12 protein-coding genes are annotated in these 12,075 nt (G+C 54.3%); 6 read left to right on the forward strand and 6 right to left on the reverse strand.

From position 1 onward, the window contains the following. Positions 1-55: 55 nt before the first annotated feature. Positions 56-1,282 carry a zinc metallochaperone GTPase ZigA gene (gene zigA, locus ABIE64_RS01250; RefSeq protein WP_354376421.1) on the reverse strand — a complete coding sequence of 409 codons (1,227 nt, stop codon included), beginning with the start codon at positions 1,280-1,282 and terminating at the stop codon, positions 56-58. Positions 1,283-1,401: 119 nt separating this feature from the next. After that, positions 1,402-2,103: a glutathione binding-like protein gene (locus tag ABIE64_RS01255; RefSeq protein ID WP_063093520.1), complete on the reverse strand. Its 702-nt coding sequence runs from the start codon at positions 2,101-2,103 to the stop codon at positions 1,402-1,404. Positions 2,104-2,254: 151 nt separating this feature from the next. Between ABIE64_RS01255 and ABIE64_RS01260 the strand changes: the two genes are divergently transcribed. After that, entirely contained in the window at positions 2,255-2,947 is a 693-nt protein-coding gene (locus tag ABIE64_RS01260; RefSeq protein WP_354376422.1) for a glutathione S-transferase family protein, read from the forward strand. A 74-nt stretch (positions 2,948-3,021) separates the two neighbouring features. Here ABIE64_RS01260 and ABIE64_RS01265 read toward each other — a convergent pair whose 3' ends face one another. Continuing rightward, complete coding sequence (locus ABIE64_RS01265; RefSeq protein ID WP_354376423.1) at positions 3,022-4,362, reverse strand: MFS transporter; 1,341 nt, start codon at positions 4,360-4,362, stop codon at positions 3,022-3,024. A gap of 426 nt (positions 4,363-4,788) precedes the next feature. Here ABIE64_RS01265 and cyoA point away from each other — a divergent pair, with 426 nt between their 5' ends. From cyoA to ABIE64_RS01290, 5 genes are all read left to right on the forward strand, one after another. Beyond that, the gene (cyoA, locus tag ABIE64_RS01270; RefSeq protein WP_037992314.1) at positions 4,789-5,919 is read left to right on the forward strand and encodes a ubiquinol oxidase subunit II; all 1,131 of its coding nucleotides are present in this window, start codon (positions 4,789-4,791) and stop codon (positions 5,917-5,919) included. 92 nt (positions 5,920-6,011) lie between these two features. Continuing rightward, a complete protein-coding gene (gene cyoB / locus ABIE64_RS01275; protein ID WP_114094970.1) occupies positions 6,012-8,021 on the forward strand; it encodes a cytochrome o ubiquinol oxidase subunit I in 2,010 nt (669 codons plus the stop codon). A gap of 10 nt (positions 8,022-8,031) precedes the next feature. Next, positions 8,032-8,652: a cytochrome o ubiquinol oxidase subunit III gene (gene cyoC / locus ABIE64_RS01280; RefSeq protein ID WP_007090742.1), complete on the forward strand. Its 621-nt coding sequence runs from the start codon at positions 8,032-8,034 to the stop codon at positions 8,650-8,652. Continuing rightward, positions 8,649-9,041, forward strand: a complete 393-nt coding sequence (locus ABIE64_RS01285; RefSeq protein WP_007090743.1) for a cytochrome o ubiquinol oxidase subunit IV — start codon at positions 8,649-8,651, stop codon at positions 9,039-9,041. The genes cyoC and ABIE64_RS01285 overlap by 4 nt, the downstream gene beginning before the upstream one ends. A gap of 87 nt (positions 9,042-9,128) precedes the next feature. Next, on the forward strand, positions 9,129-9,899 hold the full coding sequence (locus ABIE64_RS01290) for an SURF1 family protein (protein WP_354376424.1): 771 nt from the start codon (positions 9,129-9,131) through the stop codon (positions 9,897-9,899). Between the two features lie 156 nt (positions 9,900-10,055). Here ABIE64_RS01290 and ABIE64_RS01295 read toward each other — a convergent pair whose 3' ends face one another. From ABIE64_RS01295 to ABIE64_RS01305, 3 genes are all read right to left on the reverse strand, one after another. Then, positions 10,056-10,613, reverse strand: coding sequence for a peroxiredoxin-like family protein (locus tag ABIE64_RS01295; RefSeq protein ID WP_354376425.1), 558 nt, complete (start codon positions 10,611-10,613; stop codon positions 10,056-10,058). Positions 10,614-10,727: 114 nt separating this feature from the next. Next, positions 10,728-11,351, reverse strand: a complete 624-nt coding sequence (locus tag ABIE64_RS01300) for a class I SAM-dependent methyltransferase (protein WP_037992317.1) — start codon at positions 11,349-11,351, stop codon at positions 10,728-10,730. Between the two features lie 107 nt (positions 11,352-11,458). Further along, complete coding sequence (locus tag ABIE64_RS01305) at positions 11,459-12,040, reverse strand: TetR/AcrR family transcriptional regulator (protein ID WP_037992448.1); 582 nt, start codon at positions 12,038-12,040, stop codon at positions 11,459-11,461. Between the last annotated feature and the right edge of the window lie 35 nt (positions 12,041-12,075).

Genomic DNA, 12,075 nt, shown 5'->3' on the forward strand with positions numbered 1-12,075 from the left:
TCGGTTCGCAAGGGACATTATTGCCGCCAGCCTTGTTGAAAGGCTGGCGGTTTTTTTATGCTGCGGCTTTGCGGCCCCAAACCGGGAACGGATCGGGCAGGGATTTATAGCGGTCGGGTTCAAAGCTTCCGGCGTCCAATGCCGCGTCCTCGTCAATCAGGCAGGCGGCAAGGCGGGCGCGAAGGGTTGCTTCGTTCATCTGATCGGCAAGGCCGATAAAGACGATTTCCTGCCGACGGTCGCCGAAAGTCGGATCCCAGTTCGACAGCACCTTATCGCGCCAGTCATTGTTGTCGGGCCAGTGATCACGCGGGACCGCGCACCACCAAGTACCAAGGGCTTCATGCTTTACCGCAGCCCCGGCCTGACTGATTTCGCCAACCCAGTCGGGGCGTGTGGCGATCCAGAAATGCCCCTTGGCGCGGATAATACCCGGCCATTCGGAATGGATGAAATCGTAAAACCGTTTGGGGTGAAACGGCAAAGGCGTGCGGAAGGTAAAGCTTTTGATGCCGTATTCTTCGGTTTCGGGCACATGATCGGCAAAGCCATATAGTTCCTTGGCCCAAAGCGGATGATCCTGCGCGCGGTCGAACTCAAACAGCCCGGTATTGAGGATTTCATGCGGATCAACCCGGCCATGATCGGTTTCGATGATTTTGGCATCGGCATTGAGCGCGCGAATGATGCCAAGCACGATTTTGCGTTCGTCTGCACCAATCAGATCAAGTTTGTTCAGCACAATCACATCGGCAAATTCGATCTGATCGACCAGAAGATCGACGATGCTGCGCTCATCATCGTCGCCAAGGCTTTCGCCCCGGTCATTAAGGAAATCGGTACTGCTGTAATCGGCAATCATGCGCGCGGCATCAACAACCGTCACCATGGTGTCAAGTCGGGCAATATCGCCAAGAGACTGGCCGGTTTCATCGCGAAAATCGAACGTCGCGGCAACTGGCAAGGGTTCGGATATGCCGGTTGATTCGATCAGCAGATAATCAAACCGGCCTTCCTCGGCCAGACGGCGGACTTCGATCAAAAGATCGTCACGCAGCGTGCAGCAGATGCAGCCATTGGTCATTTCAACCAGCTTTTCATCCATGGCCGAAAGTGCTGCCCCGCCATCACGGATCAGATCGGCGTCGATATTGACCTCGCTCATATCATTGACGATTACCGCGACCTTCAGCCCGGCGCGATTGTTCAGCACATGATTAAGCAGGGTGGTTTTGCCCGCACCGAGAAATCCGGACAGAACCGTAACAGGAAGGCGTTGCATAGCGGCTCCTTTTAAATGTTATGTTATAACATAACATTTATTGGGTTTGGGATTACGATGCAACCGGTTTTAGATGCCCCCGCCCGAACGGGCAGGGGCATTGCGCAGAACAAATTGGATCAGGTGTTTTGGGTGCTTCTGGCGGTTTGGCCGAACAGGACTTTTTTGTCCTCTTCGCTCATCTCGCCAGATCGCAGACCTTCGCCGGCCTTATAGGCCGCGATGGTTGCCGGGCGGGCTTGGATGTTTTCAAACCAGCGTTTCAGGTTGGGGAAATCATTCAGGTCCTGCTGCTGTTTTTCATGGCTGACAATCCACGGATAGCAGGCCATATCGGCAATCGAATAATCGTCCCCGGCGATGAAAGTGCGGCCATCAAGGCGCTTGTTCAGCACACCGTAAAGGCGGTTGGTTTCATTGACATAGCGCGTGATGGCATAAGGGATTTTTTCCGGCGCGTAACCGCTGAAATGATGGTTTTGGCCTGCCATCGGGCCAAGCCCGCCCATCTGCCAGAACAGCCATTCCATCACGGTTTTCTTGGCCCGGACATCGGTCGGCAGGAACTTGCCGGTTTTTTCCGCCAGATATTGCAGGATGGCACCGGATTCAAAAACCGTAATCGGATCGCCGCCGTCTGCCGGGTTCTGATCAATGATCGCAGGCATGCGGTTATTGGGCGAAAAGGCGAGGAATTCCGGTTTGAACTGATCCCCGGCACCGATATTGACCGGATGGATTTTGTATTCAAGTCCGGCTTCTTCAAGGAAAAGCGTGATTTTGTGGCCGTTCGGGGTTGGCCAGTAATAAAGATCAATCATGGGGCGAAGCCTCCTTTAACTTTCATGATGTGTGGCTCATCTCAAACTATGACCTTGCCAACACGTTTCTGATACGTCAATTTAAACTGATCGTTCCATAATTCAAGGTCAGGCGAAAAACACGGTTTCGCCCCCTTATCAGGAGACCCCGATGATCCGCTTTTACTTCCACCCGACCCCGAACCCGGCCAAGATTTCGCTTTTCCTTGAAGAATCTGGTCTGCCTTATGAAATCCATCCGGTCGACACCAAAAAGGGCGAACAGCACAGCCCGGAATTCATGGCAATCAACCCGAATGGCAAGGTCCCGGCGATTGTTGACACCGACGGGGCGGGTGGCAAGGAAACCCGCGTTTTTGATTCAAACGCCATCCTGATTTATCTGGCAGAAAAGACCGGAAAGTTCCTTGGTACGGCGGAAGATCGCGGTGAATTGCTGTCATGGTTGATGTTCATTGCATCGGGCCTTGGCCCGTTTTCCGGGCAGGCGGTGCATTTTCAGCATGTGGCACCGGCGGGCAACGATTACGGTGTGAACCGCTATCGCAAGGAAATTGAACGCCATTACAAGGTGATGGATGATCACTTGGCCCAGCGCGAATTTGTTGTCGGTGACAGTTACACCATTGCCGATATGTCGCTTTGGGGCTGGATCGAGCGGGCGGCATTCGTCATGAAAAATGATGCGCCGCTTGATCCTTATCCGAACCTGAAAAAATGGTATCAGGGTATCTGTACCCGCCCTGCGGTGGAACGCGCACGCAAGGTTGGCAGTGACCATGCCTTCAAATCGGAAATGGATGACGTTGCCAAACGGGCACTGTTCCCGTCGAATTACAGCTGATAGTCCGATTTTAACAAAAACACCCCCGGTAGATGACTGCCGGGGGTGTTTCGTTTCACATAGGGAAAGATCAATCAGTCGGTGTTTTTCTGTCCGAACTGCTTGTTGAAATGCAGGACGAGCAGAGTGACTGCCGCCCCCGAAAGCAGATACGCTCCAACGCCAATCGGGCCATAAGCCACGCAGAGCAGAAGGGCAATCAGCGGGGCGAAGCCGGCACCGAGCAACCATGCAAGATCGGATGTCAGGGCCGAACCGGTATAGCGATATTCACGTTTGAAGTTCGATGCCAGTGTCCCGGCCGCCTGACCAAAGCACAGACCCAGAACCGCAAAACCGCCCAGAACGATCATGCCTTCATTGATGATGTTATAGGCATAAAGCAGCGGGGTCAGGAGCGCACCGACCGCGATGATGGCCGCCGAATAACCCAGCAACCGGCGACGACCGATCTGATCGGCAATGAAGCCCGATGCGATAATGCCAAGCGCGCAAAGCACCGCACCGACACCCTGGGTCAACAGGAACTGCCCCGGATTGGCCGGGGTGTAAAGCACGACCCAGCTAAGCGCGAAGACAGTGACCAGATGGAAAAGCGCGTAGCTGACGAGTGGCACAAGCGCGCCGAGAAGCACGGTCCGGCCGTGATGGCGGATGGTGTCGCGGACACGGACGGCCTGCAATTCGTTCTTTTCAAGCAGGCTTCCGAATTCGGACGTTGCGACCAGACGCAGACGGGCAAACAGCGCCACCACGTTGATTGCAAAGGCAACAAAGAAGGCATAGCGCCAGCCGAATGCGAGGAAATCCTCGGGCGACAGGGTCAGGATCAGGTAGGCAAACAGCGAGCATGCCAGAATGAAGCCAAGCGGTGCGCCAAGCTGTGGCATCATGGCATACCAGCCCTTGCGATTATCAGGCGCGTTGAGTGCCAGCAGGGAGGCAAGACCATCCCATGCACCGCCAAGTGCCAGCCCCTGCGTAAAGCGAAGCACGCACAGCAGATAGATCGCAAACATGCCAGCACTGTCAAAGCTTGGCAAAAAGGCCATCGCGGCGGTTGAACCGCCCAGCAGGAACATGGCAACCGTCAGCTTTGTGCCGCGGCCATAGCGCCGGTCCACTGTCATGAAGACGAGGGACCCGATCGGGCGGGCGATGAAAGCCAGCGAGAATATAAAGAAGGAATGGATGGTACCGACGATCGCGCTTTCGCCGGGGAACAGGAGTTGGGGGAACACCAGCACAGAGGCGATGCAATAAACGAAGAAATCGAAAAACTCCGATGACCGACCGATAATCACGCCAAGCGCGATCTGTCCGGGGTCGTTGACTGTGCCAGCCGAGTGTTGGCGTGCGTCGCGTTCCAGTCCAGAGGAGGTGGAGGTCGCTAAGGTATGAGTGGGTTGATTCACGCCTGTCTCCCTAATTATCTGACTTCATTGCTTCTCATTGGACCCATCTTGATTGGCCATCTTGATTGGATCGAGTCTAATTATAGACATGTGAATTGCAAACGTCAGTGTCAATTATTGTGTTGCGTTGCACAACGCATGGTTTACAGCTTTTTGATAATTATCATAAACACCAACCGATGTTTGGCGGCCTGCTTGACATTGTTGCGGCGCAGCTATAGCTAGTGAGCGAAATTTTCTGCTGGTGATCTTTAAGAAAAAAGTTCGCCAAATTTGTGTCCCTTCCGTGGAAGTTTGGAATTTTAATTCCTATATGCCGCTACGGTTGGGGTACGACGTGTGCCGGTCCGGTGGGCTGGTTATGCGGCTCGCAAGCATATGGTTGCTTGTGAGAACATTTTCCAGAGACTGACAAAGTAGAAGCGCATGCTCTCAAAACTTGCACGCGGCGTCGCAATTGCTTCTGTGTTCACGTTACTGACCGGATGTAATCTGGTCGTGATGGATCCGTCTGGCGATATTGCGTCACAGCAAGCCGACCTTATCGTTGTTTCCACGATCCTGATGCTGATCATCATCCTTCCGGTGATGGCGCTGACAGTGTTCTTTGCCTGGAAATATCGTCAATCCAATAAGGATGCAGAGTACGATCCTGAATGGCACCATTCCACCAAGCTGGAAATTGTCATCTGGTCCGCCCCGCTTGCGATCATTATCGCGCTGGGTGCGATCACCTGGGTCAGTACGCACACCCTGGACCCATACCGCCCGCTGGATCGTATCGATGCGGAACGTCCGCTTGAGAAAGATCACAAGCCGATGGTGGTAGAAGTCGTTTCCCTCGATTGGAAATGGCTGTTCATCTATCCCGAGCAAGGGATTGCGACCATCAATGAGTTGGCCGCACCGATTGATACACCGATCCAGTTCAAAATCACCTCTTCGGGGATCATGAACTCCTTCTATGTTCCGGCACTGGCCGGGATGATCTATTCGATGGCCGGTATGGAAACCAAGCTCCATGCCGTGATCAACGAGGAAGGCGTCTATGACGGGTTTTCGGCGAACTATAGTGGCGAGGGTTTCTCGCATATGCGCTTCAAGTTCCACGGGCTGAGCGACGCAGGCTTTGATGACTGGGTTGCCAAGGTCAAATCCGATAGCGCCACTTTGGGCCGATCGGAATATCTGGAACTTGAAAAGCCAAGTATTGCGGAACCGGTCCACTATTTCGGTAATGTCGATCCGGAACTGTACACGGCCATCCTGAATATGTGCGTCGATCAGTCGAAAATGTGCATGAACGAAATGATGCATATCGACAAAAATGGCGGTGGCGGTCTTGCGGGTATCTATAACGTTATGTCGCTGACATACGACACCCCGCGCGAACGTGGCAGCCAGCCTTTGCCGTTGACCGAATCATTCGTGGCAACGCTTTGCACGACGCCGACAGGCGGTCTGAGCCAGGAAATTTCTTCGATCCCGCTGTTTGAAAACGGGTCTGAAGACAGCCGGTTCAGCCCCGTTCCTGCCAGCGTATCGACAGGGTTCTGAAGCAGTGCCGGTTGATGTAAGTCGACCGGCCCTTCGCGGCTTGCGCACCGGCCTGGCCGGTGCGTTGCCGCATCGAAAAGAAGAGTAATCCGATGTTTTCAAATCCGGACCTTTTGCATTTTATATTTGGCCGGCTTTCACTCGACTCCTTCCCGATGTTCCACGAGCCGATCCTGGCTGTGACATTCGCGGGAGTTGTTCTGGGTGGTATCGTCGTTGTTGGCGCGCTGACCTATTTCAAACTGTGGGGTTACCTGTGGCATGAATGGATTACATCTATCGATCATAAAAAGATCGGTATCATGTATATCATTCTGGCCCTGATCATGCTTTTGCGCGGCTTTGCCGACGCGATCATGATGCGTGCCCAGCAGGCGATTGCCTTTGGCGATGTTGCAGGCTATCTGCCGCCCGATCACTACGACCAGATCTTTACCGCCCACGGCGTGATCATGATCTTCTTCGTGGCGATGCCGCTGGTGACAGGGCTTATGAACTTCGTCGTGCCGCTTCAGATTGGCGCGCGTGACGTTGCCTTCCCGTTCCTGAACAATTTCAGCTTCTGGATGACGGCGGCGGGTGCGATCACGGTGATGATCTCGCTGTTTGTTGGCGAGTTTGCCAAAACCGGCTGGCTGGCCTATCCGCCGCTTTCGGACATTGTTTACAGTCCGGGGGTCGGGGTTGATTACTATATCTGGGCCTTGCAGATTGCCGGTGTCGGTACATTGTTGTCGGGCGTGAACCTGATTGTGACCATCGTCAAGATGCGCGCACCGGGCATGTCGATGATGAAAATGCCGGTCTTCACCTGGACCGCGCTTTGCACCAACATCCTGATCGTTGCCGCCTTCCCGGTTCTGACCGCGGTTCTGGTTCTGCTGTCGCTTGACCGTTATGTCGGCACGAACTTCTTCACCAATGATCTTGGCGGCAACGCCATGATGTATGTGAACCTGATCTGGATCTGGGGCCACCCGGAAGTTTACATCCTGATCCTGCCGGCATTTGGCGTATTTTCGGAAGTGGTTTCGACCTTCTGCCGTAAACGCCTGTTCGGTTACAGCTCGATGGTTTACGCGACGATCGTTATTACCATCCTGTCCTATCTGGTGTGGCTGCATCACTTCTTCACCATGGGGTCGGGTGCCAGTGTGAACGCCTTCTTTGGTATCACCACGATGATCATCTCGATCCCGACCGGGGCCAAGATATTCAACTGGCTGTTCACCATGTATAAGGGCCGCATCAGCTTTGACGTCCCGATGCTGTGGACGATGGGCTTTATGCTGACCTTCGTGATTGGTGGCATGACCGGTGTGATGCTCGCGGTTCCGCCGGCGGACTTCGTGCTGCATAACAGCCTGTTCCTGATTGCGCATTTCCACAATGTCATCATCGGTGGTGTGGTGTTCGGGATGTTTGCCGGTATCGTGTACTGGTTCCCGAAGGCGTTCGGTTACAAGCTTGATCCGTTCTGGGGCAAAATGTCCTTCTGGTTCTGGCTGGTCGGGTTCTATTTCGCCTTCATGCCGCTTTATGTTCTGGGCCTGATGGGCGTTACCCGCCGCATGAACCATTTCGATGACGGCTCGCTGCAAATCTGGTTCATCATTGCTGCCTTTGGTGCGGTTCTGATTGCCATCGGTATTGCATCGTTCCTGATGTCGCTGGTCGTGTCCTTCATCAAGCGTGAAGAACTGCGTGATGAAACGGGCGATCCGTGGGATGGCCGTACGCTGGAATGGTCGACCTCGTCGCCGCCCCCGGCCTACAACTTTGCCTTTACCCCGGTCGTTCACGATCTTGATGCCTGGGCTGATATGAAGAAGCGCGGCTATGTCCGTCCGACTTCCGGGTTCCTCGACATTCACATGCCGAAAAACACCGGTGCCGGTGCGATCCTTGCGGGGATGTCGCTTGTCCTTGGTTTCGCGCTGATCTGGCATATCTGGTGGCTTGTCGCCGTCAGCTTCATTGCCCTGATCGGTACCGCGATTGCGCACACCTTCAACTACAACCGTGATTACCACATCCCGGCCAGCGAAGTTGTTGCAACCGAAGACGAACGTACCGCCCTTTTGGCAAAGCAGCAGGCGTAAGGGAATGACAATGGCGAATACAACTGCCTCTCAGACCGAAGCGCCGGTCTTTTACCTGAAGGAAGAGCATCACCCGCAGAACGGGACGATGCTTGGCTTCTGGCTCTATCTGATGAGCGACTGCCTCATCTTTGCGATCCTGTTTGCAACCCATGGCGTGCTTGGCCGCAATTATGCGGCCGGGCCGGCACCGGTGGATCTGTTTGATCTGGAACTGGTTGCGATCAACACCTCCATGCTGCTGTTTTCCTCGATCACCTATGGCTTTGCCATGCTGGCGATGGAAAAGGGCAGCATCAAGGGAACCCAGATGTGGCTGGCGATTACCGGCCTGTTCGGTGTTGCCTTCGTGGGGTTGGAAATTTACGAGTTCCATCATCTTTGGAGTCTCGGCGCCACCCCGATGCGCAGTGGTTTCCTGTCGTCGTTCTACACGCTGGTTGCGACCCACGGGCTTCATGTGACGTTTGGCATCATCTGGCTTGTCACCCTGATGGTTCAGGTTGCCAAGCGCGGTCTGATCGTCGAAAACAAGCGTCGTCTGATGTGCCTTTCGCTGTTCTGGCACTTCCTTGACGTGATCTGGATTGGCGTATTCTCCGTTGTTTACCTGTTGGGAGTTCTGGGATGAGCACGCATTCTCATGCACATGATGACCATCACGGTCACGATCATGCTGACGGTGCCAGCCACGGCACCTTCAACAGCTATCTGATCGGTTTCATCCTGTCGGTAATCCTGACCGCCATCCCGTTCTGGCTGGTGATGGATGGAGTTCTTGACAGCAAGGTGGCAACCGCGGCCTGGGTCATGGGCCTTGGTGTCGTGCAGATTGTCGTCCATATGGTCTACTTCCTGCACATGAACACCAAGTCCGAAGGCGGCTGGAACATGCTGGCGCTGATCTTTACCCTTGTGATCGTGGCGATTGCCATCGCCGGTTCGCTGTGGGTGATGTATCACCTGAACACCAACATGATGCCGCAGATGGATCATGAAATGATCCGAAGCTTCGGCTAGGCTCGGCTTATGTCATAGGGGGCGCAATACTTTTACCGGTATCGCGCCCTTTTTCGTTCCGATGATGTTTTGAAGGTCATGAAGATTATGGCTGATACGGATATGTCTACCGCCAAGGGACCGTCGACCAGAACCCGTATCGTGGTTTGCATTCTGGCCGCGATCCTGTTTTCGGGTTTTGCGGGCCTTGGTGTCTGGCAGGTTGAACGCCGGGCGTGGAAGCTTGATCTGATTGAACGGGTTGATGCCCGCGTTCATGGTGACCCGTTAACCGCACCGGACCGGGCGGATTGGGAAAATGTTACCCGCGAACGTGACGAATACCGCAAGGTTACGTTGCTAGGCCGTTATCGCAACGATCTGGAAAGCCACGTTTATGCTGCCACGGATTATGGTGCGGGATACTGGGTCATGACCCCGTTCGAACGGGTCGATGGCACCATTATCATGATCAATCGCGGCTTTGTCCCAACCGACCGCCGCGAACCTGATAGCCGGACGGATGGCTTGGTTTCAGGCGATACGCGCGTCACCGGTCTTTTGCGGATGGATGAGCCGGGCGGTACCTTTATCCGGGACAACGTGCCTGACGAAGACCGCTGGTATTCGCGCGATGTGCGCGCCATGGCCGCGAAACGCGGCCTTAACCCGGATGATGTCGCACCATATTTCATTGATGCCAATGGAAGTAACAATCCCGGAAAACTGCCGGTGGGCGGGCTGACACGGATCAGTTTCCCCAACAATCATCTGATGTATGCCATAACGTGGTTTGGCATGGCGGCGCTGACGCTGGTGGCGGCATGGATCGTTCTGCGTCCAAGGCGTAGCAGAGATGATGACAGTGATCCTGAATAAGTGATCGCTGTCGCTACTGTCTTGCCGTGGATCACATCCGGCTATCAAAATTCCCGCGGTCTTCGGCGATAACCCGAAGAGCTATAGAAACAAAAGGGCCGGTTTCTGCGAAATGAAACCGGCCGTTTCGTTTTTCAAAATGTCGCCGCGCAGTGATCAGATATTTGCATGATCAATGACTTCGCCGCGTGCCGGATAGTTTTTGGCAATGACAAAATCAAGCGCCCCCAGAATCTCGGCAAAGGCTGGGCGGGCGAATGGCATGGTTTGAACGGTGCCAAAATAAAGTGTGCCATCAGGCCGGACAAGGAACAGGCCCGGTTCGGAAAACAGGGCCGGTTCTTCGAGCCCGGACGAAGTCACGCCGTTGCTTGACGAAATATACAGGCCCCATTCGCGGGCTTTTTCGAGGCTGAGGCCATAACCGAGATCAAGGTTTTCAAGGGCCCATTTTTCTCTGGCCGTTTCGGCGCGGTCCTGTGTATCCGATGACAGGACAATCACATTCACACCACGTTTGTTGAAGTCGGCCAGCTTGTTGTCAAGGTCTTTAAGGTATTTGCCGCAGATCGGACAATGCAGGCCGCGATAGAACACGACCATGGTGAAGTTTTCTGGCGCCTGATCGGCAAGCGACCATGTGCCACCACCGACAAGCGGGACGGACAGGGCAGGGACCTTTTGGCGTGGCATCAGGGGCGTAATTGCGGACATTTCGTTCCTCATGAATGTTATCTGACTGAATGACGAATAATGTGGAATGATCATTCCGAAATAACAACAAACAAATGGTTCCATCACCGAACTGTGATGGCGGATGGTCTGGAATCAGAGTTTGCGGGCAACCACGAAACGGGCATGGTCCGAGGCAGGGTAAAGGCCGGTTTCGATGATTTCGAAACCCTCGCTTGCGATCATTGCGTCCAGTTCGCCATAGCGTAGGGAATTGACAAATGGCGCAAAGCCAAGCTTGCGCATGACGGCAATCAAAATGGCAAGCAAGCGACCCGCTTCACCAATACAGCCGGTTTTTGAAATGAACAGCCCGCCGGGTTTAAGCAAGCGATGAATTGTGCGGATTTCAGCGGGAATATCTCGGACAAGATGCAGGACATTAAACGCCAGAACCGCATCAAATACCTGATCGGCAAGATTGCCATCGGACAGGCGGGCCGCCTGAAAGTGAACATTCGGATGGTTCCCATCGGCGAGCTTGTCCTGCGCAATGGCGATCATGGCAGGGGACAGGTCGGTTGCGGTAAGATGTCCGACTGACGGGGCAAGCAACAGGGCTGTCGAACCGGTACCACATCCGATTTCAAGAACATTTTGATCCGGAGTCAGGTAATGACGGGTACGATCCAGGGTTTCGGCATAAGCCGTCTGGTTTCTAACGGGCTTTCGGGCATATTTCGCTGCTGCCTTGTCCCAGAATTTTGTGTCTTGGTCCATGCCATCCCCCGTATATGGTTCCGTGACCCGCGATGGATATACACGCAAAACGGGTGAATGTGAATTCACCCGTTGGGAGCAGGGCGATATTTTGCCGAGATCGGGAATCAGTCGAGCGTGGACAGGATGGTATTGACGTAATCGTCAAGTGTATCCTTGTCCGCACCACGGCGGGCCATCAAATGCACGCCCTGAATGGAGCCCGCCAGAAATCGCGAGAAGGAGCGGATATTTTTATCCTTGCCGATGGTGCCCTGTTCAACACCGCGGTGAAGTGCGCGGGCAAACATATCTTCAACCCGGCGGAATGACGCCTGCGCAATTGCGGCGGTTTCGGGATCGTGCGGGGCCAGTTCCATGCCGGAATTGACAATCAGGCAACCCTTGTGGCGGCCTTCGCCACAGCCCTGTCGTCCGGCATCGCGGAAGGTCGCGACGATGGCCTCGCGACCATCGACGGTTTCGCGCAGTTTGGCAAAGCGAACCGTGCTGACCTTCTGGCTGTAATGGTCTAGAACACGGAGGAACAGGGCCTTTTTATCGCCGAAGCTTGAATACATACTGGCACGGTTAATACCGGTTTCCTCGACGAGATCCTGCACCGATGTCGCCTCGAAGCCTTTGCTCCAGAAAATGTTCATGGCGTTATCAAGAACGCTTTCTTCGTCAAATGTGCGGGGGCGGGCCATCGGCAATCCTTCCTTGTTCCAGTAACTGGAATGGA

Origin of the sequence: Thalassospira sp. MBR-102, from assembly GCF_040549275.1 — a bacterium.
GTDB lineage: Bacteria > Pseudomonadota > Alphaproteobacteria > Rhodospirillales > Thalassospiraceae > Thalassospira > Thalassospira xiamenensis.